This window comes from Lelliottia sp. SL45, assembly GCF_026672535.1.
Classification (GTDB): Bacteria; Pseudomonadota; Gammaproteobacteria; order Enterobacterales; family Enterobacteriaceae; genus Enterobacter; species Enterobacter nimipressuralis.
In genome coordinates, this window is record NZ_JAPPRH010000003.1 from 1,212,205 (window position 1) to 1,238,205 (window position 26,001).

Consider the following 26,001-nt stretch of genomic DNA (forward strand, 5'->3'; position numbering starts at 1 on the left):
TTCAGAGAACCTTATTCGCGCGTTCTCGCGCTTCTCGCTCTAACGAGAAGATAATTCGTTGAAGCTCCCTTTCGGCCCCAGGCCCGACATTCAGAAAGCGAAAACTGAGTCGTGGTGTGGTGATGGTCTCATTTTTGCTGTCCACCACTTTGCGTTCACTGATGGCAATCAGCTGCGCATCAAAGTAGAAACGCCCCCAGCCGCCCATATCCAGTTCGATTTGTGAAAAACGCATCCCTTCCACCAGTCCGTCCGGTCGGGGTGTGTCCATCAGTGCGCCCATCCCGCCGAGCGACAGGTCGAACAGGCGAAAGCGAATCTCTTTTTTGTCCGGCATTCTGGCCTTACAAAAATAGGAAGGATGCAGCGGGGCGTTAATCCGAAAATATTCCCGACGCTGGACAAACCACAGGCTCTCCGGCAGCGGGGTGATAAAAGCGGGCAGATTGAGATAATCACCTTGTTCCACATGAGGCAGGACAAACTCAACCTTTGCCCCTTTGGTTTCCGCCATCACAGAAAGATTTTTTGCGCGCAGTACCGCCCGGTTTTCATACTCCTGGCTACCGAGGTCGATGACCAGACGCTCCGGAGTGGCTTCCAGAATCTTACTGATAAACTGGTTCGACGCCCAGCTGATGCGCACCGGCACTTCGCCCTTGTGCAGGTCGCGTAATACCCCTAATACAGCCAGCGGATTTTGCTTCAGGAACTGCTCACTGTAATTACTCACGCCGAATGGCTCCTCGGTTGTCTGACGGACTGTCCCTGAAGTATCGGCAATGGGCGTCAGAACTTAATACAAACCGGTGATTTTTTTTCAAAAATGAGAGGGAATTAAGTCGGTGAGAAAAAACGGTTTTAGCGCAGTGACCTATACTTAAGTCACTTGCGCGAAACATTTTCAGCGCATGCATTTCATCTGCAAGAGGGCATCGCTATGGGTATTATCGCCTGGATTGTTTTTGGTCTTATCGCCGGCGTGATCGCAAAATTCATTATGCCGGGGCGTGATGGTGGCGGCTTCATTCTGACCTGCGTGCTGGGGGTTATCGGTGCGGTTGTCGGCGGCTGGCTGGCGACCATGTTTGGCGTCGGCGGCAGCGTCAGCGGATTTAACCTGCACAGCTTCCTGGTGGCGGTGGTCGGTGCCATCGTCGTCCTTGCCATTTTCAGACTGCTCAGACGCACATAAACCACTAAAAACGCAAACGGCTCTCCCTGAGGGCCGTTTTTTTTGTCCGCATATTGCTTTGTTAATCGAAATGAGAATAATTGTCGTTCTTTATATCATCTAATAATAAGACGACACTATGAACACCTCGCGTTTTGCAGTATGTGCGTTGGCAGGCGCGGTCACACTGGCGTTGCAGACTTGCGCGTTTGCGGAAGAATCAACCATTCTCGTGACCGGATCGGAACAGGGCAGTCAGCTTCCTGAGTGGACGAACAGTGCCACCAAATCAGCCGTTGCCGAGAGTAAAACCCCACAGGTCATCAACACTATTTCCGCCACGGAGATCGAACAGCGTCACGCGAATTCGATCAACGAAATCCTGCGCTATGCGCCGGGCGTGTCGACGGAAGTGCGCGGCAATACCTCCTATATGAGTGAATATAAGATCCGTGGGTTCACCGTCGAGCAGGAGTATTACAACGGTCTGCAGCTGCCCTACAATGTCACCGGGAACACCAAAGCGCGCATCGATCCGCTGCTGATCGAGAGCGTGGACATCCTTAAAGGCCCCGCCTCTGTGCTGTACGGCGGCGGCTCGCCGGGCGGGCTGGTCAATATTCAGGGCAAAAAGCCGCAAAACACCGCGCAAACGGAAGTGGGCTTCAACACCGGGACGCGCAATCTGACAGAGGGCTATCTCGATTCCACCGGGCAGATTGCCGACAGCGACTGGGACTATCGTCTGCTGGGCAAAGCGACGGAAGGCGACGATCAGCCGCACACCACGCGCACGGAAAACTACCTGGTGGCACCGTCCGTGACCTGGCAGCCAGACAGCAAAACGCGCCTGACCCTTGATGCGCTCGCGCAAAACAGCCCGAGCCTGACGCCGTCTAACCCGCTTCCGCTTTCATATCTGCGTTCCAAATATGCCGATCGCCGCGATTATGCAGGCGACGAATGGAGCGGCTTCAAACAGCGCCAGTGGATGCTGGGCTACAGCTTTGAACACCAGTTTGATAGCGGCTGGGGCTTCAGTCAGAAAGCGCGCTACTTCGACGTGGATACGCACCAGCGCAGCATTTACTCCACAGGGCCGGGCGCAAACGTGTACGAGCTAAACCGCTTTGCTTACACCACCGACGAAGACCTGCAGAGTTTCAACATGGATAACCAGGTCACCAAAACGCTGGAGCTGGGCGACTGGAAGCACCATTTGCTGGCAGGCTTCGACTACCAGAAGCTCAATTCCCACTTCCACTATCGCTATGCGGCAAATACGCCGGGTATCGATATGCGTAACCCGGACTACACGCAGGTCAACGACGGTTCCCTCGGTCTCTACACCGCGCAGAAAAATCGCCTGAGCTATCAGCAAAACGGGTACTACCTGCAGGATCAGATCGAATTCGGCGGGCTGAATCTGCTCGGAAGCCTGCGCTACGATGACTATCGCTCCGTCACCACCGACTATCTGCAAAACGGTGATAAAGCCTGGGTATCGCAGGATCGCGTCACTAAACGTCTGGGGGCGTTGTACGCCTTTGAAAACGGTATCTCGCCGTTTATCAGCTACTCCGAAGGCTTTGCGCCCGTTTCACCGCAGGGCACGCTGACCGCTAAAGACGTCAAGCCAACCACCAGCAAACAGGTGGAAGGCGGGGTGAAATACCTGCTGGAAGAGTACGCGACCACCTTTACCGCGTCGGTGTTTAACATTCGCCAGAAAAATGTGGTCACGACCGATCCGGGCTTCCTGAACTATCGTCAGACCGGTGAAGTGGAATCGAAAGGGGCGGAATTGTCTGCCGTCAGTCGTCCGACGGATAACCTGACGCTGATCGCCAATTACGCCTACACCCACGCGATCAACACGGAAGATGACAAATACCAGGGGAAACGCCCGACGCAGGTGCCAGAAAACGCCTTTAACCTGTGGGGGGACTACACCTTCGACAGCACGCCACTGAGAGGGCTGAACCTCGGTGCAGGCGCACGCTACACCGGGCCGATGGAGATCGCGCCGACCAACGATCAGGGTAAACTGGGCGGCACGACGCAGTACGATCTGGCCGCCTCTTATCAGATGGGTGAAGTTCTGCCGTCGCTGGCTGGGCTGACCCTGAAAGCCAGCGCGCAGAACATCACCAACAAAGAGACGTTTACCTGCTACGACGCGACAAACTGCTGGATTGGTCGCGACCGCACAGTTCAGGTGGGAGCAAGCTACAGCTTCTGATTTTCCTTTGATGTCTCACCCTCTCTTGCGTGAGAGGGTGAGAGCACCAGCCGCACAATCCTACTGCGCGGCACTCTTCTGCACAGGCGCCACATCATCGTTCGCCGCAGGCTGAGTCGCCGGCAGGCTGTCGCACGGTTTCTCTTTCGGACAGACTAAATCAAGCATTTTCAGCGTCACGCCGTTGGTCCAGCCGAAACCGTCCTGCAACGGATACTCACCGCCGCCTCCGCCGGTGCCGGTGGTCGACACATCATATTTCTCCACCAGCTTCTGCTCGCGGTCGTAGGTATGCTGCACGTTCGTCAGGAAGCGCCAGGTGACATCCATCGCCACTTTCTTATGACCGTAGTTTTGCAGCCCTTCGGCCGCCACCCACTGCAAGGGTGCCCAGCCGTTTGGCGCGTCCCACTGCTGGCCGCTGTTGATGGTGGTGGTAGTCACGCCACCCGGTTTCAACAGGCGTGACGCGGTGGCACTCGCCACTTTATCGGCCCGCTCTTTGGAGGCGGCGTTGACGTACAGCGGGAACAGGGCGGCGGCAGTCAGCTGATTACGTACCTTTTTGCTCTTCAGATCGTAATCGGCGTACCAGCCCTCTTTGTCATTCCACAGGTGGCTCTCGATCGCTTTTTGCCGCGCGTTGGCCAGGGTTTCATAGCGGTTTGCGCGCTCGGTATCACCTGATTCCTGGCTGGCCTTGGCGAGCAATTTTTCCATTTTGAACAGCAGGGCGTTCAAATCTACCGGCACAATGCTGGTGGTACGAATGGTGCCAAGTTTTTGCGGATCGTCCATCCAGCGGGAGCTAAAGTCCCAGCCGGAGGCGGCAGCGGAGCGCAGGTCACGGTAGATTTCCGTCGCCGGACGGTTCGGGTTGTTTTTGGCGGTGGTCACGTCATCCAGCCAGGACTCCGGACGCGGCGTGTCGCGATCGTCCCAGTAGCGGTTCAGAATCGCGCCGTCATCCAGTTTCACCGCCCGCTTGTTGGCCTGACCCGGCTGCAGCGTCTCCACACCCTCCATCCAGTAGGTGTACTCTTTTTCCATCTGCGGCAGATAGGTTTTCAGCGCCTCTTTATCGTGCGTGGCGAGCAGTTCGACCATCAGGGAGAAAAACGGCGGCTGCGAACGGCTCAGATAGTAGCTGCGGTTGCCGTTGGGAATATGGCCCCAGGTGTCGATCTCATAGCCGAAGTTGGCCACCATATCGCTGATTTTGTCCCAGTGATCGCTCTCGGCCAGCCCCAGCATGGTGAAATAGCTGTCCCAGTAATAGACTTCGCGGAAACGGCCACCCGGTACTACATAAGGTTTCGGCAGCGGCAGCAGCGAATCCCACTTATCGGCTTTATCAGTGGTGCGCGTCAGCACCGGCCACAGGCCATCAATATGCTCGCGCAGGCTCTGTCCGGCAGGCGGAACGTATTTTTCGCCTTCAGCAGGAAGGGTAAAATTCATCTCGACGAAATGGCGCAGGTCAAATCCGCGTTGCAGATGCTGCATACGGTAATCCGCCAGAATCATCAGGGGATCGCTTTTCGGCACCGCGTCGGCGAAGGTTTTTTGATCGGGGAACAGCTTAGCGCTTTGCACGTCACTGAACAGGGGACCGAGCAGAATATCCGGCGACTGTTTTTGTGTGGAAGGTAACTCATCAGCGAAGCTCAGTGCGGCGACGCTCAGCATCGCGCCCCCCAGTGCCACACGCAGCGCCAGCGGCAGGCGTGCAGGACGGCGCATTTCAGTTTTCGTCATCGGTTTTTCTCCTTTTTATTCTCGCGAGCAGCGTCGCCGCTGCCGTCAATCACCTGAAAACCTTAGACGAATATGGCCGTTTTCGCGTGTCGAATATCCCATTTTTCGCAAAACCAGACACTTTACCCACACAGGAATAATCAGTAATAAAGCGTTAATATATATCTGCTGTTTATTGTTTTTAATTTCTTAATAGGTAATGTGATTGAATAAGCCTGAATCAATTAAGGCTCTCACTAATTACAAATGTGATCGCGTGCATTATTTATTGCCGATTTTATGAAGAAACACTTCTTAGCGATCACATAAATTAAAAAACATAATTAACGGATGAAAAAACGTAATGGAACCGTCGGGCACAATTAGGCGAAATATCGCTGTTTATTGGCCGCAGTAATTTATCAGGAAGGAATCCATGAGAATAAAGTTGATTGTGTTAGCCGTCAGCGTAATTTGCTCGGCGGGAGGATATGCTGCGCAACATGCGCCCACTCTGGAAGAGAAACTTGCACAGCTGGAAGCACGTCTGGAAAAGGCTGAAAGCCGGGCGGAGAAGGCCGAAGCGCAAATTGAGCAATTACAGCAACAACAGACAGTCGTCGCCAAAACAGAGCCGACCGTGACGGTGGAATCAGCCGAGCCGGTCACCGCGTCGGCGTTACCGAAACTGACGCTTTCTGGCTACGGCGATATTAAATTTTACGGCGACGTCGAATTTAACATGGATGCGGCCAGCAGGAGCGGTGCACTAACGTCGATAAAAACCAGTGCGAATAAAGACTGGGCATCGGGAAATAATGAACGCTGGGATATTAACGGGCGTCTGCTGTTAGGCTTTGACGGTTATCGTCGAATGGATGACGGTAATTTTTCCGGATTCTCAGTGCAGCCGCTGGCAGATCTCACCGGCAAAATGAATCTCGATGATGCCGTATTCTTCTTCGGCAATGAGAATAACTGGAAGATCAAAGTCGGACGTTTTGAAGCCTACGATATGTTCCCGCTCAATCAGGATACCTTTATCGAATATTCCGGGAATACGGCCAACGATCTCTACAGCGACGGCTATGGCTATATCTACATGATGAAAGAGGGCCGGGGACGTAGCGACAGCGGTGGCAACTTCCTGATGAGCAAAACCCTGGATAACTGGTATTTCGAGGTCAACACGCTGCTGGAAGACGGCAGCACGCTGTTCGTCGACAAGCAGTATCACGGCATCAATCTCGATAACGACAAAAATGTGGCCTATATCCGCCCGGTCATCGCCTGGCAGAGCGGACGCTTCTCAACGGCGGTGGCGATGGAGAGTAACCTCGTCAACAACGCCTACGGCTATCGCGATGCGTCAGGGCAGTGGGTCGATCAGTCCGATCGTACCGGTTACGGTTTCACGATGACCTGGAATGGTCAGCAAACCGATCCGCAAGACGGCGTTGTGGTGAACCTTAATACCGCTTATATGGATGCCACGGATGAAACCGACTTTACCGCGGGGACTAACGCCCTGTGGCACAACATCGAGCTGGGCTACATTTACGCCCACAACGAGGTGGATAAATTTAACTCCGCGAATGTGTACGATAACTGCGATAACGACTGCTGGATAACCGATCCGGGCGATTACGATATTCATACCCTTCACGCGTCGTATCTCATCCCGAACCTGATGAATATGAAGAACTTTAATATCTATCTCGGGGCGTACGCCTCCTGGGTGGAAGCGCATCCGAATAAGGGCGCTGATAATAACGACGATCGCTACGGCGGCCGCGTTCGCTTCAAATACTACTTCTGATGCCTCGCCAGTCAGACCTCTTCGGGGGTCTGGCTGGTTTCCCGCAGGGTTCCCGGCGCATGGCCGACGATGCGTTTAAACGCCCGGCTAAAGGCCGCGAGCGATCCATATCCCAGCCGCAACGCCACCGTTTCAATCGCCTGATGTTCATGCCGAATGTAATGAATGGCGAGGCGCATCCTGAGTTCACTCAAATATTTGGCAGGCGTGGTGCCGGTGGCGGATAAAAACCGCTCGGCAAAGACCGAACGTGAAGTACCAGCCTCTTTTGCCAGCTCCGCCACGCTCCAGTTGACGCCCGGCTGCTGGTGCATGGCATAAATTGCACGGCTCAGACGTGGGTCGCGCAGTACCTGCACCCAGCCCGTGGCTTTTCCGCAGCCCGCTTCCACCCAGCCGCGCACAATTAAAGCGGCCACCACATCGGCGAGACGCGCCAGAATCCCGGCGAAACCGACCTGCCGGGTCATGGATTCCCGCTCCATCGCCGCCAGCAGTGGGTGGATCTCCGGCCAGGTCGACATCAGACGGCTCACCATCATCACTTCCGGCATGGCTTTGATCAGGGGCTGCATCCCGCCCAGCTCAAAATCCATACATCCGCTGAATATCACCACGTTTTCGCTTTCCGGGCACGCCTCGCAGGTGATGGCGCACACAGAGTTGCAAATCGGCTCGCTGGGAAACGCCGACACCGGGGTGACGGTGGCATTTTCATCCGACAGCAGGGCGTGGGCATTGCCGTTGGGAATAAACAGCGCATCGCCGCTGCTCAGGGTAAACACCGCGCCGCTCTCCATGCTCAGCACCGCTGAACCGTGGCTGACGAAATGAAACTGCGCCTTGCCGGGGGCCTGGGTGAACGCCACGCCAAAAGGGGCGCTGGCCTCGATGCGGCGGTACTTCACGCCGGAGAGACGCATTCCACGTAAAAGCTCACTGATTAAATCGGGCGACTGAACGGTCATGGGCACAACTCCGGACGAATTATCAATAAGTGAAGATTATATGTCATAGATCGTCCAGGGGGAACGCTCTATGCTTTTGCGACGGTTGTCACATTTTTCTAACGGGAGAGCAACAGATGAATTCAACTATCGCGGCGAGCGAGGCCATAGCGCCCGCAAAACCCGCCTGGCGAGCGGTCTATTCACTGGGACTGGGGGTGTTTGGCCTGATTACGGCGGAGTTTTTACCGGCCAGTTTGTTAACGCCGATGGCTGCCAGTCTCGGCGTCAGCGAAGGGATGGCCGGGCAGGCGGTGACCGCAACGGCGCTGGTCGCGCTGGTGACCGGGCTGCTGATTACGCCCGCCACCAAAAGCATCGACCGCCGCTGGGTGCTGATGTTTTTCTCTGTGCTGCAAATTATCTCCAGCCTGCTGGTGGCCTTTGCGCCCAATTTGCAGGTACTGCTGATGGGGCGCCTGCTGTTAGGTATCGCTATCGGCGGCTTCTGGGCAATGTCCACGGCCACGGCGATGCGGCTGGTTCCGGCCGATAAAGTGCCGAAAGCGCTGGCGGTGATCTTCTCCAGCGTGTCGATCGCAACTGTGGTCGCTGCGCCGCTCGGCAGCTATCTGGGCAGCCTGATCGGCTGGCGTAACGTCTTTATCCTCTGCATTCTGCCGAGCATGCTGGCGCTGCTCTGGCAGCTGTGGGTGCTCCCGTCAATGAAACCGGAGAGCAGCGGCAGTCTCGGGACGTTACTGCGCGTGCTGCGCCGCCCTGGCATGATCGGCGGGCTATTAGCCACGGTGCTGATTTTTAGCGGTCACTTTGCCTTCTTTACCTACCTGCGCCCGTTCCTTGAAACCGTCGGGCAGGCGAGCGTCGAGAGCATTTCGCTGATCCTGCTGGGCTTTGGCCTCGCCAATTTCGTCGGCACCTCGATTGCCGGGCATCTGCTGGCGCGCAATTTACGTCTGACGCTGGCGCTGGTGCCGTTTGCAATGGGCGTTCTGGCGCTGATCATGGTGGCATACGGCCATCTGGCGATGCTGGACGGACTGCTGGTGGCGCTGTGGGGCTTTGCCTTTGGCCTGGTGCCGGTGGGCTGGTCGACCTGGCTTGCGACCACGGTGCCGGACGAAGGCGAAAGTGCGGGTGGTTTGCTGGTGGCGTCGATTCAGTTTGCGATTGGTGCAGGTGCGGCAGGCGGCGGGGCGGTGTTTGACCTCAACGGTGCCAGCGGGGTATTCGCCGGAAGCGGCTTGCTGCTGGTGAGCGCAATGGTGATTGTCTTGATGGGCGTTCGTGTCAAAGCGGAATAACGATTAAAAGCCGGGTGGCGGCGATGTCGCCACCCGACGCGGTTTTTACACCCCTTTGCGATCCATCAGCAGCGCCAGATCGACCAGGCGGTTCGAGAACCCCCACTCGTTGTCATACCAGGCGAGGATCTTCACCATATTGCCGCCGATGACCAGCGTAGAAAGCCCGTCGATAATCGATGAGCGCGGATCGCCCTGATAATCACTCGATACTAACGGCTCGTCGCTGTAGCCCAGAATGCCCTGCAATGGCCCGGCAGAGGCCGCTTCACGAAACGCGGCGTTCACCTCATCCACCGTTACCTCCCGGCTCAGGGTGACCGTCAAATCGACAATTGACACCACCGGCACCGGAACGCGCAGGGAATACCCGGTCAGACGTCCGTCCAGCTCAGGAATCACTTTCCCCAGAGCCTTCGCCGCGCCGCTGGAGTAGGGGACAATCGACAGGGCCGCCGCGCGCGCGCCGCGCAGATCTTTCTCCGGCTGGTCGTGCAGTGCCTGGCTGTTGGTGTAGGCGTGAGTGGTGTTCATCAGGCCATGTTCGATGCCGAAGTGCTGATGCAGCACCTGCGCGGCGGGTGCCAGACCGTTCGTGGTACAGCTGCCGTTGCTCACCACAAAGTGCTGAGCCGGATCGTACAGCCGATCGTTCACGCCCATCACCACGGTCAAATCGTCGTTTTTACCCGGGGCGGAGATGATGACGCGTTTTGCGCCGCCGCTCTCAATATGTACCGCCGCTTTCTCGCGGTCAGTGAAGAAGCCGGTCGCTTCAATCACCACGTCCACTTCAACGTTACGCCACGGAATAGCGGCCGGATCGCGCTCGCTAAAGACCCTAATCTGTTTGCCATCCACCTGCAGATGATTATCGGCAGCCTCAACGGATACCGGCAGCGTCCCTAACAGGGAATCGTATTTCAGCAGATGGGCGAGGGTTTTGCTGTCCGTCAGATCGTTAATCGCCACGATCTGAATCTCCGGGTTACCGAGGGCGGCGCGTAAGAAATTGCGACCGATTCTGCCGAAACCATTAATACCGACCTTAACCATAATGCACTCCTTAACTGTGGTGTCTGGAGTCACTGTAGGCTTCAGGTGAAATGGCGTAAATGACAAAAAAGGATCAGATTACGCCATTTTTCGGCAGTGGAATCGCTGGCGATATTCGCTGGGAGTAAGGTGGAGCTGTTTCTCAAACACCCGGCGCAGGTTGATGCTGCTGCCAAATCCGCTCTGCCCGGCGATGCGGTCCAGCGGCTCGCTTGTCTGCTCCAGCAGCTGACGGGCGGCGGCGAGACGGGCTTCCATCACGTAGCGTGCCGGAGAGGCGCCCGTTTCACGGGTAAAGACGCGGGTGAAATTGCGCGGACTCATGGCCGCCTGCTCCGCCAGTTTTTCGACGCACAGATCGGCCGTGAGATTGTTAAGTATCCAGGTTTGCAATTCGCTGACCGGCCCGGCACTGGCGGATGAATTCAGGTTGTAGCGGCTGAACTGCAGCTGCCCGCCGGGACGGCGCAAATACATCACCAGATCCTGGGCCACGTCTCGCGCCAGGGTAAAACCGTAGTCCTCTTCAACCAGCGCCAGCGTGAGATCAAACCCGGAACTCACCCCGCCGGATGTCCAGATGGGACCATCCTGAATATAGAGCGGGCCGCCTACGACGTTGATGGCAGGCCAGCTTTTTTGCATCGTCTCCAGCAGCCGCCAGTGGGTAGTCGCGCGACGTCCGTCCAGCAGGCCGCTTTGTGCCAGCAGCATCGCGCCGCCGCAAATTGAGGCGATGCGCCGGGCATGGGGCGCGGCCAGATGCAGCCAGTCCACCACGGCGGTGCTCTCCAGCTCGTTCATCCCACGTCCGGTGATGATAATGGTGTCGAGCGGCTCACGCGGATCCAGCTCCGGCAGACGATAGTCCGCCAGCAGGTTTAGCCCGGACTGACCGTGGATCACCTGGTGTGGCTGGGTGGTGGCGATAATAATGCGATAGCGAGGCTGGGCGAGGCCTTCCGGATGGAGCTGGTTGGCCTGCATCAGAATGTCTGCGATACCGGCGGCTTCGAACAACATGCCGCCGTCAGGGACGATAATCAGGATTTTCTTCATGTCCTGAAAAGTATCTTTATTACACAATAAGTCAAGTCGAGAGTGGGGCGGCAGCGTTCTGCGGCTGGGTTTTGCTCATCGGGATCAGCGCAATGATCAGCGCGCCCAGCACCAGGAAACCGGCCACCATGAAGATCCCGGCGTTGAAGTTTCCGGTGACGTCTTTCATCCAGCCCATCAGCAGCGGCCCGAGTGCCGCACCGGTCATCCCGGTGGCGTTAATCACCGCAATCCCGACGGCGCGAGCGCGCAGGGAGATATAGCGATCCGGCGTGGTCCAGAAGATCACCATCGCCGCGAACGCACCTGCCGACGCCATCACAATCCCGGTGAACTGCAGCACCGCCTGCGTGCTGGAGGCGGTTAACATCCAGCCCGCCGCGGCAAACAGATAGGGCAGCAGGGTGTGGATTTTACGCTCGTTCAGGCGATCGGAACGCTTACTCCACCAGACCATTGCCACAATGGTACACACCTGTGGAATGGCACTCAGCAACCCGATGGTGACATTGCTGCTGGTTTCGTTGAAGCTGCGCAGAATCAGTGGCGTCCAGACGCTCAGGGCGCTGAGGGTATTGGTGAGACAGAAATAGGCCACCGTGTAGAGAATAATGATGGGGGTAAACAGTTCGCGCGCCACGCTGCGCTGCGGCAACAGCGACGTGCTCGCATCCAGCTGCGTTTTGCGGGCAGCGATTTTATCCGCTTCCAGCATCTCCGCCAGGCAGGCTTTGTCATCTTCCGTCAGCCATTTGGCCTTCGACGGGCTGTCATCCAGCCAGAACCAGACCACCAGACCCAACAGCACGGACGGGAAGCCCTCCAGCAGGAACAGCCACTGCCAGCCTTTGAGATTCAGCAGGCCGTCCATGTTCAGGATATACCCGGAGGCCAGCGAACCGAGCGCCATAGTGACCGGCATCGCAATCATAAACAGCGCGTTAGCACGCGCACGATAATGGGCCGGGAACCAGTAGGTTAAATAGAGCAACAGGCCCGGTAAAAAGCCCGCTTCCGCAATCCCGACCAGCATACGCAGCACGTACAGGCTGTTCGGTCCGGTGGCGAACATGGTGGCGGTGGACGCGATCCCCCACACCACCATCAGCACCGCGATCCAGCGTCGCGCGCCGACGATACTCAGCATAATATTGCTGGGGATACCGCAAATGACATACATCACGTAGAACAGGGTGGTCGCGAGGCCAAACATGGTGCTGGTCAGACCCAGATCTTTGCCCATTGTCAGGCCGGCAAAGCCAATGTTGATGCGGTCGAGGTAGGAAAAAACGAACAAAATAAATAAAAACACAATCAGCCGACGGAACAGCTTTTTGATCACGGCCTGCTGGCGAGGGTCCAGAGCGTCGGGCGCAGACGACGGCGGGCGCGTCATCTCCACAGAAGAACGTTCGTTCATGAATAGCTCCACATTGCGATTATTAGAATTAGCGTACAGGTCGGCTAAACGTATAGAAAACAGCCACCACAACCGTCAATGCAATGTGTAAAAAATGATACGTAATTGTTAATCAGTTAGCATTTTTGAATCATAATGCGATCGGGATCTCTTATACGTTTCAGCACCCGTTCAGATAGGCTTAGTCGCCGCAGATTCGCAGGGTATAATCGTTCACTCTGACGCTTTTTTGGTAAGGAAACGCATGACAACAATAAAAAATACCCCGGACGGCGCACCTGACGATCCCGCCTTTCATCGCGAAGAGTTTCCGTTCTACTGGATCGTGAATGTGTATGCGCGTTACACGCAAATCATGGAAATTACACTAAAAAAAGCCCAGTTGGATGTTTCTCGCTTCCGGGTGCTGATGGTGACTCACCAGTACGGCAAGGCCAGTATTTCGCAGATTTCCGAGTACGCGATGGCGAAAATGCCCACGGTCACCAAAATCGTCGGACGGCTGCGCGATGACGGCCTGGTCACCACCGCAAGCAGCGAACAGGACGCGCGCGTCACGGAAGTGATGCTCACGGAGGCCGGTCGCAAAAAAGTGGAAGAGGCCTACGCATACACCAGCAAAGTGTTCGAAAAAGGCTTCAAGGGCATGACGGCCAGTCAGGTCGAAAAAATGAATCTCTCCCTGGCAAAGGTACTGGATAACCTCAACGAACTGTGAGGTCAAAATATCCGATGACAAATTTGTGAACTCCGTAGTCTTTCTTTCTAACTCTCTGTAATTTCATCATTAATTTTCTTATGCCGCGCTGAATGCTCAGGGCGGCATTCCTTTCTGATTCCCGCCATTTTGTCTTATTTTTCATCACCCTGAATCAGTAACCTTATTGAAGTAAAGGTTAATTAAATGTTGCATCCACGTGAAATTAACGTGAAAGATTACTTGAATTTTCATCTAATTCTTCCATGATTGACCTAACGTTAGTCAGGACAAAAAGGCAGCACTGACTGCCCACCTGAATATGATTCATTTTTTCTGGTTAAGGTATCAATCATGAAGCCAGTTTATGAGAGCAATGGTTACGTTGAGCAATTTACCCTCGGTGAGGGCGACCTGCGATTTGCGGTCAAAGACACCCTGGATATTGCCGGGCACCCGACCCGCGCAGGCTGCCCGGCGCTGGAAAACGCACCGCTGGCCCGCCAGCACGCCAGCGTGGTTGCGACGCTACTGGAAAAGCACTGCCAGCTGACGGGTAAAACCACGCTGCATGAGCTGGCGTTTGGTGTCACCGGGATCAACCCCTGGAGCGGTACGCCGGTAAACCCGCGCTATCCGGCGCTGATTCCGGGCGGTTCATCCAGCGGATCTGCCGCCGTTGTCGCCTCCGGTGAGGTCGATTTCTCCCTCGGCACCGACACCGGCGGCTCCGTCAGAATGCCTGCCGCCTGCTGCGGCGTGCTGGGCTTCAAACCGGGCTACGGCGTGCTCAGCCGTCACGGGGTTATGCCTGCCCAAAGCTCGCTCGACTGCGTGGGCGTCTTTGCCCGCAATGCCACAGTGCTGCGCCAGGTGATGACCCGGCTTTCCGTCGCCGTAGGGGAACCGCTCAGCGAACTGCCGCCGATGGCCTTCATCTCTGCCGCGTTACCGGAAATCGATAACCGCATTCTCAAGGTACTTGCCGCGTGCGGCGTACGCCCTGAGCAGGCCGGGTTGCCTGCCCTGAACGATGCGCATCGCGCAGGTTTAACCCTCATCAGCCATGAAAACTGGCAGGCCTTCAGCCCGCTGCTGGCGAGCAACGCCGTCTCCGCGGATGTGGCCGCCCGTATTCGCGCCGGGGCAGATATCAGCGCCGAAGCGCTGGCATCAGCTGAACAGGTGCGCAGTGAATTCACCGCACAGGTCGACGCACTGCTGGCAAAAACACCGCTGCTGGCGCTGGCGACACTGCCTGAACTGCCTCCTACCCTTGAGGAGGCCGCCGATCCCCTGAGCGTGGTCAATCTCACACGCCTGGTCCGCCCGTTCAACCTCAGCGGCCATCCGGCCATTACCCTTGCGGTAGATGAACTGCATAGCCGCCCGGTATCGCTCCAGCTGGTGGCTGCCAAAGGCCACGACGGGCTGCTGGTGCAGGCCGCCGAGTGGCTCACCGGACGACGACAGCCCTAAACATTCCGTTTTTCTTTGCCTGATGACTCAGTGAGTTCGACTCATTGCGGACGCGCTCGCCTCGCGCACACCGCACAACCCTTTTCGGAGGACGCTATGTCTGCCATCCATGTTCGTGAGGAGCTTGTTCCGCTATTGAGTGATGTTGCGACTCGCAGCGGCGATTTTGAGCATCAACGTCATATCTCTGACGACATCATTACCCGATTCAAGCAGGTGGGCGTCTACCGCGCCCTGGTGCCAAAACAGTACGGCGGAGACGAGTGCTCCCCGGCGCAGTTTTGCGAGCTGATTGAGCAGATCTCCACCGCCGACGGCTCGGCAGGCTGGGTAGCCAGTTTCGGCATGAGCCCGTTTTATCTCGGCGCACTGCCACCGGAAACTCTGCAGGAACTCTATCGCGACGGGCCGGATGTGGTCTTTGCGGGCGGGATTTTCCCGACGCAAAAAGCACGGCAGGCCGACGGCGGCTACCGCGTCAGCGGACGCTGGAGTTTTGCCAGCGGCAGCATGGGAGCCTCGGTGCTCGGCGTCGGGATCTTGCCCGAGGGCGATCAGACCCTGCCGCGCATGGCGGTTCTGCCACGGGCGAGCGTGCAGATCGATCCCGTCTGGGACACCGTCGGCCTTGCCGGAACCGGCAGCCACGACCTGGTGGTTAACGATGCCTTTGTCCCGCAGGAGTGGACCTTCATTCGCGGCGGCGCGCTGAATTTCGACGGGCCGCTGTACCGTTACCCGGTGCTGTCACTGGCGACCCAGGTGCTCTCCGTGGTGGCACTTGGCGTGGCCCGCGCGGCGCTCAACGAAATCTACGCGATCGCCCATCGTCAACAGTCTGTCACCGGCGCACCGCGGCTGGCCGATCGCCAGCAGGCGCAGATGCAAATTGCCCGCTGCGAAGCCGAACTGCGCTCCGCCCGCGCCTGGTTCTATGAGGCCATCGACGACGTCTGGCAGTGCCTGCTGGCCGGAAACGAGGCGAGCTGCACGCAGATCAACGCCCTGCGACTCTCTTCCACCCACGTCACCCGCGTGGCTGCCGACGTGGCGCGTCAGGCGCTGGCGCTGAACGGCATGGGTGGCGTCACCATGGCCAGCCCGCTGCAACGTTTTGTGCGCGACACCATGGTGATCACCCAGCACGCCTTTATGGGCGATCTCTCGTACCTGAACGCCGGTACGGTCTTTTTCGGCGGAAAACCGCTGCCCGGTTATTTGTGATTTTTAACGAAAGGAGCAACAGATGAGCCAGTCAACAACCTTACGCGTGCTGTTTTGCATCGGCGTAAACCAGAACTTTTTCGACGCTAGTCCGGCGGAAGCCAAACAGGTGTGGGGCGCATTCGGCGTGATGATGAAAGGGATCGAAGAGACCCAGGGCATCCGCGTCATCGGCAATATGGATGACGACCAGCTGATGGTCGGCCCGTCCACTACCGCCCCCTGGACCACCTACGTGCTGGCAGACGCGGAGAAACTGGAAAATGTGGCGGCGGTCTGCAACCTGTTCCGCACCACGCCGGTGGGTGAGAGCGGCAGCAAGCTGTGGAAGTACTGCAAAATCGAAGCCCGCGTGGGCCGTGAACTGATTATTCAGGGCTAAGACCATGAACGCACAGGATGCGCTGCGCTTACAGCAGCTCGAAGACAGCCAGGCGGCCCGCGTGTGTATCAGCGATTACATGCGCCTGTGCGACCAGCTTGACAGCCCTGAAACCGTGCAGTCGATTGGCGCGCTCTTTACCGCCGACGCCTGCTGGGAAGGGCTGGGCGAACCCTACGCCTCGCGGCTCGGTAAACATCAGGGCCGCGAAGCGATTATCACCCTGATGGCGAGCTACGTGCGACAACCCGCCCATTTCGCCATGAACGCGCACTTTCTCTGCTCGGAGGCGCTAAGCCACACGCCGGACGGCGAACTGCGGGGGCGCTGGCTGATGCTGCAAACCTCGGCCTTTACCGCCGGTGGCGCGCACCTGAACGCGGCGGAAATCTGCGTCACCTTTGCGCGCGACGCGAACGGCATGGCGATGCGCCACTTCACTACCCGCAACCTGTTCAGCCGACCGGTGGACCACTGGCATGCGGCGGATGCGTTACCTGTCCCTGAGAAAAATAACGACGTGCAGGAGAAATAGACATGCAATGTGATCACCTGATAACCATCAAAAATATCGACACTTCGCCGCAGGCGATACCGGACGCGGCAGAGATAGCGGCGCTGGTACAGTCCGACCGCGTACACACGTCGCTCTACACCTCGGAGGATCTGTTCCAGCTCGAACTGGATCGCATCTTCAGCAAGACCTGGGTCTGGGTGGCGCACGCCAGTGAAATCCCGGAGACCGGGAGCTTTAAAACCACTGAGCTAGGTACCCAGCCGGTGATCGTGGTGCGCGACCGCAAAGGCAATGTCCACACGCTGCTTAACCGCTGCCGCCACCGCGCGGCGACCGTGTGCGAACACCGCAGCGGCAAAACCAACAGTTTCGTCTGCCCGTACCACGGCTGGGGCTACGCGCTGGACGGCAGCCTGCGCGGCGTGCCGCATCCGGAAAGCTACGCCGACCAGCTGGAAAAAGGCGAGCTGGGGCTGATTTCCCTGCGCACGGAACAGTACGCGGGCATGATCTTCGCCACCTTTAACGATCAGATCGACCCGCTGGAAGAGTTCCTCGGCGCGGCGAAGAAATGGATGGACCTGTTTATGAAGCAAGGGGCGGGCTACCCGATTAAAACCGGACCAGCCCACCGTTTCCGCTTCCCTGGCAACTGGAAAATCCAGCTGGAAAACACCACCGACGGCTACCACTTCCCGGTGGTTCACCGCTCGTTCCTCAGCTCCGTGGATAAGCAGACGGAAGAGATGCTGAATTTCGTTGACGGCAGCGGCTACGTCGAAGACCTGGGCAACGGCCACAGCGTAATGGTGATGATCCCGGAACTGGTGGATCTCGACGCCAACCTCGACGCGCCGATCCCGGAGCGCTTTGAGGCGCTGGCAGAGGCCCTGCGTGCCGACCACGACGAACAGCAGGTGCGCCGTATCGTGCGCGCCGTCGGCGGCTCCGGCTTTAACCTGAATATCTTCCCCAATATCGCCTGTTCGATGGCGTTTTTCCGCGTACTCCAGCCGATTTCCGTGAATGAAACGGAAATACATCACGCGGTGATCACCATGGACGGCGGGCCGGAAATTGCCAACCAGGCGCGTCTGCGTCTGCACGAACACTTCCAGGGGCCGATGGGCTTCGGCACACCGGATGACTCGGAGGCCTGGGAGCGCGTACAGCGCGGGGCAACGGCGGGGGATGATCTCTGGATCATGCTCAATCGCGGGCTGGCGGGAGAGTACCGCACCGACGACGGCCTGCGCAGCGACGTCAGCGCCGAAACCGGGATGCGCGCCGCCTACCAGCAGTGGAAAAAACTGATGATGGAGAGCGAACAATGATGACCCCAGAATCTGAACTCTTTGCCGCCGTGACGCTGATTAACCTTGAGGGCGACCTGCTCGATCAGGGCGAATTCAGCGCCTGGCTGGATCTGTGGCAGCACGACGGTCTGTACGTCGTCCCGATCGATCCGAACGAGACCGATTTCAAAAACACCCTGAACTACGCCTGTGACGATCACCACATGCGCGAAAAACGCGTTCACCGTCTCTACAGCGGGGAGTCGATTTCGACTACGCCGCGCGCACGTACTCTGCGCACGTTGTCGCGTTTTCGTCTGCTGGAATCACAGGACGGCCTGATTGTGGTGCGCGGGGCGCAGTCCCTGTGGGAACACCGCAAAGGTCACAGCCGCCATTACGCGGCGGATATCACCTGGCAGCTGCAGCGCGAAGGCGACCGCCTGCGCATCCAGCAAAAGGTGATCCGTCTGGTCAACAGCGACGATGTGCTGCACAGCATCGGCTACATCCTCTGAGGCATCGCTCATGACGCAAACCGTATTAGTGACCGGCGCGGCAGCCGGTCTGGGAAATGTTATCGCGGCGCACCTGCTGGCGCAGGGGTTCCAGGTGGTGCTGACGGACGTTGACGCCGCGCGTGCGCAACAGGCGGCTGACGCTCTGGACCACGACAACATACTGGCGATCGGGCTGGATATCCGCCAGCCGGGCGATTTCACCCGTGCCCTCGATGCCACGCTCGCCCGTTTTGGCAGCTTACAGGTGCTGGTGAACAACGCCGCGCTGACCCTCGCCACGCCGGTGATGGAGATCGGCGTCGACGAGTTCGACCGGGTGCTCAGCACTAACCTGCGCGGCACCTTTGTCGGCTGCCAGACGATGGGACGCTACTTCGCCGCCCAGGGCTACGGCCGCATTATCAACCTGGCGTCCCTCGCCGGACAAAACGGCGGAACCGCGTCCGGCGCCCATTACGCGGCGTCAAAGGGCGGCATTTTGACCCTCACGAAAGTCTTCGCCCGCGAGCTGAGTCGCTCGGGCGTGACGGTCAATGCTATTGCGCCCGGTCCGATGGATCTGCCGACGGTACACGCCCTGGTGCCGGAAGAAAAAATGGCCGGACTGCTGCAGATGATCCCGGTCGGGAAACTCGGCGAGGCGGAGTTTGTTGCCGAAGCCGTGGCGTTGCTCGCTTCACCGCAGGCGTCGTTTGTCACCGGGGCCACCTGGGACATCAACGGCGGCCTGTTTATGCGCTAAGGAGTTCTCATGCTGACATTACAGGTCATCCAACGTGAACTGCAGGGCGAGGTAGTTCTGCTGACCCTGGCGCGCAGGGATGGAAGCCCGCTTCCGACGTTTCGCGCAGGTGCCCATATCGACCTGCACCTGAGCGCCGATCTGATTCGCCCGTACTCCCTGTGCAGCGACCCGCAAAACAGCCAGCACTACCAGATCGGCGTGCTGAAAGAGATCCACTCGCAGGGCGGATCGCGGGCGGTGCATGCCCTGTGCGAAGGCGATGAAATTCAGGTCAGCGAGCCTCGCAACCTCTTTGTACTGGACGACAGCGCGGCATACAGCCTGCTGATCGGCGGCGGAATTGGTATCACGCCCATGCTGGCGATGGCCGCAGAGCTGCACGCCGCCGGACGCGCGTTTTCGCTGCACTACTGCGCCCGTTCGCGTTCACAGGCGGCGTTTATTCCGCAGCTGGAAAACGCACCGTTTGCCGGGCGAGTGCATCTGCACTTTAGCGATGAGCAGCGCCTGGATCTGGCGGCGGTGCTGTGCGACGTCCCTGACAACACCCACGTCTACACCTGCGGCCCGACGCGGCTGATGGATGCGGTGACCGATCAGGCTAACGCGCAGGGGTACCGCGCTGAGCAAATTCATCAGGAGTGTTTCAGCGCCGAGGTCCAGACCGGCGGCAGCGCGTTTGAGGTGGTGGCGGCAAGTAGTGGGATCACCGTGAAAGTGCTGGAAAACCAGACCATCGTCGAGGCGCTGGCCGGGGCCGGGCTGAAGGTAAATGTGTCGTGCAAGCAGGGGATTTGCGGCAGCTGCCTGACGGACGTGCTGGAAGGCGAGCCGGATCATCGCGACCACTACCTGACCGACGAAGAGAAAGCCGAGGGCGATCAGATCCTGCTGTGCTGTTCCAGGGCGAAATGCCCCCGTTTAGTTATCGATTTGTAAGGAATCACTTATGACACTGCAAACAGAATTTCGTAACGCGATGGCGCAGCTCGGCAGCGCAGTCTCGGTCATCACCACCGACGGCCCGGCGGGGAAATTTGGTTTTACCGCGTCGGCGGTCTGTAGCGTGACGGATCAGCCGCCGACGCTACTGGTGTGTATGAACCGCAACTCTTACGCCCATCAGCATTTCAAACAGAACGGCACCCTGTGCGTCAACGTGCTTTCCGGCGATCACCAGGGGCTGTCCGGCGTTTTCGCCAACGCCAGTCTGCGATCGGAGGAGCGCTTTCTTCACGACAGCTGGCAGGTGATGAGCAGCGGCGCGCCGGTGCTCAGCTCGTCCGTCGCCAGCTTCGACTGCACCATCGACACCTGTCACGAAGTGGGCAGCCACAGCGTTTTTTACTGCCAGGTGCAGGCGATTCGCATCAGCGAGCAGCCGCGCGGGCTGGTCTACTTCAACCGCCGCTATCACACCGTCGGTGGCGATGTGCAGGCGTAAGCCCACCACAACAAGAGGGGACGCGCGTCATGAGTAATGTCGTCACTGAAAGTACCGCTACCACCGCCATCGGCAGCCAGGACGCGCAGCAGATGCGCAAACTGGTTGTGGCCTCGGTGCTGGGGAATGCGCTCGAGTGGTATGACTTTTTTCTGTATGGCACGGCGGCGGCGCTGGTGTTTGGCCCGCTGTTCTTCCCGGTCGGCGGCGATCCGCTTCAGGGCACGCTACTGGCTTTTTCTGGTTTCGCAGTGGGTTTTCTGGCGCGGCCGCTGGGCGGAATAGTCTTCGGGCATATCGGCGATCGCTACAGCCGCAAAATGACGCTGATCATGACACTGACGCTAATGGGCGCCACCACCTTTGTGATCGGTCTGCTGCCGGTCTACGCGCAGATTGGTCTCTGGGCACCGCTGTCGCTCATCACCCTGCGCTTCCTGCAGGGCGTGGCGTCGGGCGGGGAGTGGGGCGGCGGCGTGCTGATGCTGAGCGAAAACGCGCCCGCCTCGCGTCGCGGGTACTACACCGCCTGGAGCCAGATGGGGGTTTCCGGTGGGTTTGTCCTCTCGGCGTTCGCCTTTTACCTGGTGCAGCAACTGCCTGAATCGGACTTTATGCGCTGGGGCTGGCGCGTGCCGTTCCTGTTGAGCATCGTCATCTTTTTAGTCGGCGTTTATATCCGCAAAAACATCCGCGAGAGCAAGGCGTTTACCCAGGCGAAGCCGGAAGCGCAGCACGAAAAAATCCCGCTGCTGGTGCTGATTCGCGACCACCCGAAAGCCCTGCTGCAGGCGATTGCTCTGCGCCTGCCGGAGAACGGCGCGTCCTACATCTTCTTTACCTTCTCGGTGGTCTACGCCCGCCATATCGGCATCAGTACCGGGGAGATCATCAGCGCCGTAACGCTCGCGATGCTGGTGGAGTTCTTCTCGATTCTGTTCTGGGGCGCGCTGTCGGACCGCATCGGCCTCAAGCCGGTCTACTACATCGGCGTGATTGGCCTGCTGGTGATGGCATTCCCGTTCTTCTGGCTGCTCTCCACCGGCACGTACGGCTGGATCATGCTGGCGATGTTGCTCGGACTGCCGTTCTGCCACGGGGCGATGATCGGCACTCAGCCCTGCATCATGAGCGATCTCTTCCCGGTGCGGGTGCGCTACTCCGGCCTGGCGCTGGGGCACGAAGTGGGATCGATATTTTCCGGCGGTCTGGGACCGATGCTGGCGGTGGCGTTGCTGATGGAGTTCAACGCCTCGTGGCCCGTCTCCCTGCTGCTGGTGGTTTACGCGCTACTGGCGTGGATTGCCCTGCGCAGCCTGCCCGGTAACAACAAAGAGGCTCAGGAATGATTGATAAACGGATTGCCACGCTGGAAGACGCAGTGGCGGATATTTTTGACGGCGCGACGGTCATGGTCGGCGGTTTTGGCCCGGCGGGGCAGCCGTCGGAACTGTTGGATGCGTTAATCCGCCGTCGCCCGCGCGGATTGACCCTCATCAGCAATAACGCCGGTAACGGCGACTACGGCCTGGCGGCGCTGCTGAAAGCCGGATGCGTGAAGAAGGTGATCTGCTCCTTCCCGCGCCAGGTGGATTCATGGGTGTTTGACGATTTGTATCGTCGCGGCGAGGTCGAGCTGGAACTGGTGCCGCAGGGCAATCTCGCGGCGCGTATTCAGGCGGGCGGCTCAGGGTTAGGCGGTATTTTTACGCCCACTGGCTTTGGCACCGCGCTTGCCGAAGGCAAAGAGACGCGTCGCATCGACGGCAGAGATTACGTGTTTGAACTGCCGCTCAAAGCCGATTTTGCGCTGATCAAAGCCCTGAAAGCCGACCGCTGGGGCAACCTGGTGTACGACAAAACCGGCCGCAACTTCGCTCCCATTATGGCCGCCGCCGCCCGCTGCACCATCGCGCAGGTGAGCGAGTTTGTGGCCCTCGGCGAACTGGACCCGGAAGCGGTGGTGACGCCGGGCATTTTTGTGCAGCGCCTGATTAACGCGTCCGCCACGTCACTCAAGGAGACAGCGTGAACATATTGACTCACCAACAGCTTGCCGAGCGCATCGCCCGGGATATTCCCGAGGGGGCTTACGTCAATCTCGGCATCGGCATGCCGACGCAGATTGCTAACTATCTTCCGGCGGATCGCGAGATTTTCCTGCACAGCGAAAACGGCATTCTCGGCATGGGGCCGGCGCCTGCGCCGGGAGAGGAGGACCCGGAGCTGATCAACGCCGGAAAACAGCCGGTTACGCTGCTGGCGGGCGGCTGCTATTTCCACCACGGCGACTCCTTCACCATGATGCGCGGCGGGCACCTGGATATCTGCGTGCTCGGGGCTTATCAGGTGTCGGCGCGCGGGGATCTCGCCAACTGGAGCACCGGCGCGCCGTCCTCCATTCCTGCCGTCGGCGGGGCGATGGATCTGGCGATTGGCGCGAAGCAGGTGTTCGTGATGACCGAACATCTGACCAAAAAAGGCGAGTGCAAAATCGTTGAACAGTGCAGCTATCCCCTGACCGGGATGGCCTGCATCGATCGCATTTACACCGATATGGCGGTGATGGATATCACCCCCGAAGGTGTGGTGGTGCGCGAACTGTTTGGCGATGTGACCGCTGAGTATTTGCAGTCTGTCACGCCGGTAGCGCTGTCCTTTGCGCTGCTGACCGACGACGCGACGGCGTAAAGGAGAACATATGGAAATCGAATTCCGCCTTGATGGCCCTGAGGGCGCGCCGCTGCTGGTGCTGTCGAACTCTCTTGGTACCACCTGGGCGATGTGGCAGGCACAACTCCCGGCGCTGACGCCGCATTTTCGCGTGCTGCGCTACAACACGCGCGGGCACGGGCGCTCAGCCGTCGGGCAACAGCCCGTCACCCTTGAGCGACTCGGACAGGATGTGATTGCGCTGCTGGACCACCTCGACGTGGAGCGGGCCTGTTTTTGTGGGATTTCCCTCGGCGGCCTGACCGGGATGTGGCTCAACCGCCACGCGCCAGAGCGTTTTCATCGGATTGTGGTCGCCAATACCGCCGCGCGCATTGGGCAGGAGGAGGGCTGGCGGCAGCGCGCGGCACGGGTGCGCGAGCAGGGGATGGCCCCCGTCGCCGAGAGCGCAGCCGACCGCTGGTTTACACCTGCGTTTCGCCACAGCAATCCGGAGGTGGTTTATCCGCTGATCGAACAGCTCGCCGTGACCCCAGCCGAGGGCTACGCCGCCTGCTGCGACGCGCTGGCCGTCGCCGATCTGCACGATGACCTCGTGCACATGACCCGTCCGATGCTGGTGATTGCCGGGGAGCACGACCCGGTCACTACGCCCCGTGACGCCGAGACCATCGTGTTGAATGCACCACACGCGCACGTTCTCATTTTACCGGCGTCGCACCTCTCGAACGTGGCCTGCGCGGCGGCGTTTAACCAGCATGTGACCACTTTTCTCACCGCAGGAGCCGCACATGAGCTTAACCATTGAATCCATCACCTGCTGGCTAGTGGATATTCCGACTATTCGCCCGCACAAACTGTCGATGGCGACCATGGGCTGCCAGACCCTGACCATTGTGCGCATGACCTGCGCCGAGGGCGTGGTCGGCTGGGGGGAGGCCACCACTATCGGCGGGCTGAGCTACGGTGCGGAAAGCCCGGAAGGGATCCGCTCGGCGATTGAGACCTATCTCGCGCCGCTGCTGAGTGGCCAGGCATTCAGCGGCGTGGCGGCCCTTGCGGAGAAGATGAATGCCAGCGTCAAAGGCAACACCTTTGCCAAATCGGCGCTGGAAACCGCGTTTCTCGATGCGCAGGGAAAACAGCTGAATGTGCCCGTCAGCAGTCTGCTCGGCGGCGCACTCACTTCCCGTCTGCCGGTGCTCTGGACGCTGGCGAGCGGCGATACCGCCAGGGATATCGAGGAAGGCAAACGCCTGCTGGCGCAAGGGCGGCACAACACCTTCAAACTGAAAATCGGCGCGGGCGAGCTGAACAGCGATATCCGCCAAGCGCTGGCGATCAAATCGGCGCTGGGCGAAGAGGTCAGCATTCGGGTGGATGTGAATCAGGCGTGGGATCTGACGAGCGCGATCAAGGGGATGGCGCGGTTACAGGCGGGCGGCATCGACCTGGTCGAGCAGCCCATTCCGCTGTGGGATACCCGCGGCTTGATCGCCCTGAGCCAGCGCTTTAGCCTGCCGATTCTGGCGGACGAGGCGGTGGCCACCGCTCATGACGGATATGCCCTGGCGAGCGGCGGGTTTACCGGCGCGTATGCGCTCAAAATTGCCAAAGCGGGCGGCCCGGCACAGGCCCTGAAGCTGGCGCACGTGGCGCAGGCCGCAGGCGTTGCGCTGTACGGCGGCACGATGCTGGAAGGTACGCTCGGCACGGTGGCGTCGCTGCACGCCTGGTCGACGGTGAAAATGCAGTGGGGCACCGAAATGTTCGGCCCGCTGCTGCTGAAAGACGACATCATCGTATCCCCCCTCGATTTCAGCGACGGCCAGGTGACCTTACCGCAAGGGCCGGGGCTGGGCGTTGAGATTGACGAAGACAAACTGCGTTATTACGCCAGAAAATAAAGGAGCCTCTCATGCTATTTAAAGTGGAAATGACGGTGAATATTCCCTCCTCGCTGCCTGTCGCACAGGTGGAGGAAATAAAGGCGCAAGAAAAAGCCTATTCGCAGCAATTACAGCGCGAAGGCAAATGGCTGCATATCTGGCGGGTGGTCGGGCAATACGCCAACGTCAGTCTGTTTGAGGTGAAAGATAATCAGGAGCTGCACGACATATTAACCGGCCTGCCGCTTTTTCCTTATATGGAGATTACCGTGCAGGCGTTGTGCGCTCATCCGTCGTCTATTTATTTTGAAAAGTCGTAACAGCGAATAAAAACCTTACCCTACAAGAGGAATACG

The 26,001-nt window shown here is 58.7% G+C and carries 26 protein-coding genes; 20 read left to right on the forward strand and 6 right to left on the reverse strand.

All coding sequences use genetic code 11. The features are described 5' to 3' along the window. Nucleotide 1 precedes the first annotated feature (1 nt). Nucleotides 2–733, reverse strand: a complete 732-nt coding sequence (ycgR, locus tag OVA10_RS11800; protein WP_100779848.1) for a flagellar brake protein YcgR — start codon at nt 731–733, stop codon at nt 2–4. Between the two features lie 207 nt (nt 734–940). Between ycgR and OVA10_RS11805 the strand changes: the two genes are divergently transcribed. Both OVA10_RS11805 and OVA10_RS11810 read left to right on the forward strand, forming a co-directional pair. Beyond that, entirely contained in the window at nt 941–1,195 is a 255-nt protein-coding gene (locus OVA10_RS11805; RefSeq protein ID WP_100779849.1) for a GlsB/YeaQ/YmgE family stress response membrane protein, read from the forward strand. A gap of 118 nt (nt 1,196–1,313) precedes the next feature. Beyond that, nucleotides 1,314–3,416: a TonB-dependent siderophore receptor gene (locus OVA10_RS11810; RefSeq protein WP_268195994.1), complete on the forward strand. Its 2,103-nt coding sequence runs from the start codon at nt 1,314–1,316 to the stop codon at nt 3,414–3,416. A gap of 60 nt (nt 3,417–3,476) precedes the next feature. Here the strand turns inward: OVA10_RS11810 and OVA10_RS11815 are convergent, their stop codons facing one another. After that, nucleotides 3,477–5,174 (reverse strand): alpha,alpha-trehalase, encoded by a 1,698-nt coding sequence (locus OVA10_RS11815; RefSeq protein WP_268195995.1) that lies wholly within the window; start codon nt 5,172–5,174, stop codon nt 3,477–3,479. A gap of 415 nt (nt 5,175–5,589) precedes the next feature. On the opposite strand from OVA10_RS11815, the gene OVA10_RS11820 reads away from it, so the two are divergent. After that, on the forward strand, nt 5,590–6,972 hold the full coding sequence (locus OVA10_RS11820) for a carbohydrate porin (protein WP_268195996.1): 1,383 nt from the start codon (nt 5,590–5,592) through the stop codon (nt 6,970–6,972). 11 nt (nt 6,973–6,983) lie between these two features. Here OVA10_RS11820 and OVA10_RS11825 read toward each other — a convergent pair whose 3' ends face one another. After that, the gene (locus OVA10_RS11825) at nt 6,984–7,940 is read right to left on the reverse strand and encodes an AraC family transcriptional regulator (protein WP_268195997.1); all 957 of its coding nucleotides are present in this window, start codon (nt 7,938–7,940) and stop codon (nt 6,984–6,986) included. A 116-nt stretch (nt 7,941–8,056) separates the two neighbouring features. Between OVA10_RS11825 and OVA10_RS11830 the strand changes: the two genes are divergently transcribed. Beyond that, the gene (locus OVA10_RS11830) at nt 8,057–9,244 is read left to right on the forward strand and encodes an MFS transporter (protein WP_268195998.1); all 1,188 of its coding nucleotides are present in this window, start codon (nt 8,057–8,059) and stop codon (nt 9,242–9,244) included. 45 nt (nt 9,245–9,289) lie between these two features. On the opposite strand, the gene gap is transcribed toward OVA10_RS11830, so the two are convergent. From gap to hpaX, 3 genes are all read right to left on the reverse strand, one after another. Continuing rightward, nucleotides 9,290–10,300 (reverse strand): type I glyceraldehyde-3-phosphate dehydrogenase, encoded by a 1,011-nt coding sequence (gap, locus tag OVA10_RS11835; protein ID WP_107703389.1) that lies wholly within the window; start codon nt 10,298–10,300, stop codon nt 9,290–9,292. A 78-nt stretch (nt 10,301–10,378) separates the two neighbouring features. Further along, complete coding sequence (locus tag OVA10_RS11840) at nt 10,379–11,359, reverse strand: GlxA family transcriptional regulator (RefSeq protein WP_181826483.1); 981 nt, start codon at nt 11,357–11,359, stop codon at nt 10,379–10,381. 31 nt (nt 11,360–11,390) lie between these two features. Further along, the gene (gene hpaX / locus OVA10_RS11845; RefSeq protein ID WP_268196887.1) at nt 11,391–12,755 is read right to left on the reverse strand and encodes a 4-hydroxyphenylacetate permease; all 1,365 of its coding nucleotides are present in this window, start codon (nt 12,753–12,755) and stop codon (nt 11,391–11,393) included. Nucleotides 12,756–13,023: 268 nt separating this feature from the next. Here hpaX and OVA10_RS11850 point away from each other — a divergent pair, with 268 nt between their 5' ends. The 16 genes from OVA10_RS11850 (at nt 13,024) to catC (ending at nt 25,965) form a co-directional block, all read left to right on the forward strand. After that, the gene (locus OVA10_RS11850) at nt 13,024–13,497 is read left to right on the forward strand and encodes a MarR family winged helix-turn-helix transcriptional regulator (RefSeq protein ID WP_100779858.1); all 474 of its coding nucleotides are present in this window, start codon (nt 13,024–13,026) and stop codon (nt 13,495–13,497) included. A 333-nt stretch (nt 13,498–13,830) separates the two neighbouring features. Continuing rightward, the gene (locus OVA10_RS11855) at nt 13,831–14,955 is read left to right on the forward strand and encodes an amidase (protein WP_268195999.1); all 1,125 of its coding nucleotides are present in this window, start codon (nt 13,831–13,833) and stop codon (nt 14,953–14,955) included. 96 nt (nt 14,956–15,051) lie between these two features. Further along, nucleotides 15,052–16,179, forward strand: coding sequence for an acyl-CoA dehydrogenase family protein (locus OVA10_RS11860; protein ID WP_268196000.1), 1,128 nt, complete (start codon nt 15,052–15,054; stop codon nt 16,177–16,179). Between the two features lie 22 nt (nt 16,180–16,201). Continuing rightward, the gene (locus OVA10_RS11865) at nt 16,202–16,561 is read left to right on the forward strand and encodes an IacB protein (protein ID WP_100779861.1); all 360 of its coding nucleotides are present in this window, start codon (nt 16,202–16,204) and stop codon (nt 16,559–16,561) included. 4 nt (nt 16,562–16,565) lie between these two features. After that, the gene (locus OVA10_RS11870; RefSeq protein WP_107703394.1) at nt 16,566–17,096 is read left to right on the forward strand and encodes a nuclear transport factor 2 family protein; all 531 of its coding nucleotides are present in this window, start codon (nt 16,566–16,568) and stop codon (nt 17,094–17,096) included. 2 nt (nt 17,097–17,098) lie between these two features. Next, nucleotides 17,099–18,412: an aromatic ring-hydroxylating oxygenase subunit alpha gene (locus tag OVA10_RS11875; protein WP_268196001.1), complete on the forward strand. Its 1,314-nt coding sequence runs from the start codon at nt 17,099–17,101 to the stop codon at nt 18,410–18,412. Continuing rightward, nucleotides 18,412–18,891, forward strand: a complete 480-nt coding sequence (locus OVA10_RS11880; protein WP_100780863.1) for an aromatic-ring-hydroxylating dioxygenase subunit beta — start codon at nt 18,412–18,414, stop codon at nt 18,889–18,891. Before OVA10_RS11875 ends, OVA10_RS11880 begins: the two co-directional genes overlap by 1 nt. 10 nt (nt 18,892–18,901) lie before the next feature. Then, nucleotides 18,902–19,636, forward strand: coding sequence for an SDR family NAD(P)-dependent oxidoreductase (locus OVA10_RS11885; RefSeq protein WP_268196002.1), 735 nt, complete (start codon nt 18,902–18,904; stop codon nt 19,634–19,636). A 9-nt stretch (nt 19,637–19,645) separates the two neighbouring features. After that, the gene (locus OVA10_RS11890; RefSeq protein WP_268196003.1) at nt 19,646–20,578 is read left to right on the forward strand and encodes a PDR/VanB family oxidoreductase; all 933 of its coding nucleotides are present in this window, start codon (nt 19,646–19,648) and stop codon (nt 20,576–20,578) included. Nucleotides 20,579–20,588: 10 nt separating this feature from the next. Further along, nucleotides 20,589–21,083: a flavin reductase gene (locus OVA10_RS11895; RefSeq protein WP_100779866.1), complete on the forward strand. Its 495-nt coding sequence runs from the start codon at nt 20,589–20,591 to the stop codon at nt 21,081–21,083. Nucleotides 21,084–21,175: 92 nt separating this feature from the next. Further along, nucleotides 21,176–22,432, forward strand: a complete 1,257-nt coding sequence (locus OVA10_RS11900) for an MFS transporter (protein WP_164971771.1) — start codon at nt 21,176–21,178, stop codon at nt 22,430–22,432. Beyond that, nucleotides 22,429–23,115, forward strand: a complete 687-nt coding sequence (locus OVA10_RS11905; RefSeq protein WP_268196004.1) for a 3-oxoacid CoA-transferase subunit A — start codon at nt 22,429–22,431, stop codon at nt 23,113–23,115. The genes OVA10_RS11900 and OVA10_RS11905 overlap by 4 nt, the downstream gene beginning before the upstream one ends. Then, nucleotides 23,112–23,774: a 3-oxoacid CoA-transferase subunit B gene (locus OVA10_RS11910; protein ID WP_268196005.1), complete on the forward strand. Its 663-nt coding sequence runs from the start codon at nt 23,112–23,114 to the stop codon at nt 23,772–23,774. The genes OVA10_RS11905 and OVA10_RS11910 overlap by 4 nt, the downstream gene beginning before the upstream one ends. Before the next feature lie 10 nt (nt 23,775–23,784). Next, entirely contained in the window at nt 23,785–24,564 is a 780-nt protein-coding gene (gene pcaD, locus OVA10_RS11915; protein WP_268196006.1) for a 3-oxoadipate enol-lactonase, read from the forward strand. Beyond that, the gene (locus tag OVA10_RS11920) at nt 24,548–25,663 is read left to right on the forward strand and encodes a muconate cycloisomerase family protein (protein ID WP_268196007.1); all 1,116 of its coding nucleotides are present in this window, start codon (nt 24,548–24,550) and stop codon (nt 25,661–25,663) included. Before pcaD ends, OVA10_RS11920 begins: the two co-directional genes overlap by 17 nt. Nucleotides 25,664–25,674: 11 nt before the next feature. Next, nucleotides 25,675–25,965, forward strand: coding sequence for a muconolactone Delta-isomerase (gene catC / locus OVA10_RS11925; protein WP_123427662.1), 291 nt, complete (start codon nt 25,675–25,677; stop codon nt 25,963–25,965). Nucleotides 25,966–26,001: the final 36 nt, after the last annotated feature.

Excerpts from the sequence above, each read along its gene's own strand:
- OVA10_RS11870 (WP_107703394.1), top strand. The coding sequence starts at position 16,566 with ATGAACGCACAGGATGCGCTGCGCTTACAGCAGCTCGAAGACAGCCAG.
- OVA10_RS11885 (WP_268196002.1), top strand. The coding sequence starts at position 18,902 with ATGACGCAAACCGTATTAGTGACCGGCGCGGCAGCCGGTCTGGGAAAT.
- OVA10_RS11905 (WP_268196004.1), top strand. The coding sequence starts at position 22,429 with ATGATTGATAAACGGATTGCCACGCTGGAAGACGCAGTGGCGGATATT.
- OVA10_RS11850 (WP_100779858.1), top strand. The coding sequence starts at position 13,024 with ATGACAACAATAAAAAATACCCCGGACGGCGCACCTGACGATCCCGCC.
- OVA10_RS11805 (WP_100779849.1), top strand. The coding sequence starts at position 941 with ATGGGTATTATCGCCTGGATTGTTTTTGGTCTTATCGCCGGCGTGATC.
- OVA10_RS11920 (WP_268196007.1), top strand. The coding sequence starts at position 24,548 with ATGAGCTTAACCATTGAATCCATCACCTGCTGGCTAGTGGATATTCCG.
- OVA10_RS11815 (WP_268195995.1), bottom strand. The coding sequence starts at position 5,174 with ATGACGAAAACTGAAATGCGCCGTCCTGCACGCCTGCCGCTGGCGCTG.
- OVA10_RS11840 (WP_181826483.1), bottom strand. The coding sequence starts at position 11,359 with ATGAAGAAAATCCTGATTATCGTCCCTGACGGCGGCATGTTGTTCGAA.
- hpaX (WP_268196887.1), bottom strand. The coding sequence starts at position 12,755 with ATGACGCGCCCGCCGTCGTCTGCGCCCGACGCTCTGGACCCTCGCCAG.
- catC (WP_123427662.1), top strand. The coding sequence starts at position 25,675 with ATGCTATTTAAAGTGGAAATGACGGTGAATATTCCCTCCTCGCTGCCT.
- OVA10_RS11880 (WP_100780863.1), top strand. The coding sequence starts at position 18,412 with ATGACCCCAGAATCTGAACTCTTTGCCGCCGTGACGCTGATTAACCTT.
- pcaD (WP_268196006.1), top strand. The coding sequence starts at position 23,785 with ATGGAAATCGAATTCCGCCTTGATGGCCCTGAGGGCGCGCCGCTGCTG.
- OVA10_RS11900 (WP_164971771.1), top strand. The coding sequence starts at position 21,176 with ATGCGCAAACTGGTTGTGGCCTCGGTGCTGGGGAATGCGCTCGAGTGG.
- OVA10_RS11825 (WP_268195997.1), bottom strand. The coding sequence starts at position 7,940 with ATGACCGTTCAGTCGCCCGATTTAATCAGTGAGCTTTTACGTGGAATG.
- OVA10_RS11855 (WP_268195999.1), top strand. The coding sequence starts at position 13,831 with ATGAAGCCAGTTTATGAGAGCAATGGTTACGTTGAGCAATTTACCCTC.
- OVA10_RS11830 (WP_268195998.1), top strand. The coding sequence starts at position 8,057 with ATGAATTCAACTATCGCGGCGAGCGAGGCCATAGCGCCCGCAAAACCC.
- OVA10_RS11860 (WP_268196000.1), top strand. The coding sequence starts at position 15,052 with ATGTCTGCCATCCATGTTCGTGAGGAGCTTGTTCCGCTATTGAGTGAT.
- OVA10_RS11890 (WP_268196003.1), top strand. The coding sequence starts at position 19,646 with ATGCTGACATTACAGGTCATCCAACGTGAACTGCAGGGCGAGGTAGTT.
- OVA10_RS11865 (WP_100779861.1), top strand. The coding sequence starts at position 16,202 with ATGAGCCAGTCAACAACCTTACGCGTGCTGTTTTGCATCGGCGTAAAC.
- OVA10_RS11820 (WP_268195996.1), top strand. The coding sequence starts at position 5,590 with ATGAGAATAAAGTTGATTGTGTTAGCCGTCAGCGTAATTTGCTCGGCG.
- OVA10_RS11810 (WP_268195994.1), top strand. The coding sequence starts at position 1,314 with ATGAACACCTCGCGTTTTGCAGTATGTGCGTTGGCAGGCGCGGTCACA.
- OVA10_RS11875 (WP_268196001.1), top strand. The coding sequence starts at position 17,099 with ATGCAATGTGATCACCTGATAACCATCAAAAATATCGACACTTCGCCG.
- gap (WP_107703389.1), bottom strand. The coding sequence starts at position 10,300 with ATGGTTAAGGTCGGTATTAATGGTTTCGGCAGAATCGGTCGCAATTTC.
- OVA10_RS11895 (WP_100779866.1), top strand. The coding sequence starts at position 20,589 with ATGACACTGCAAACAGAATTTCGTAACGCGATGGCGCAGCTCGGCAGC.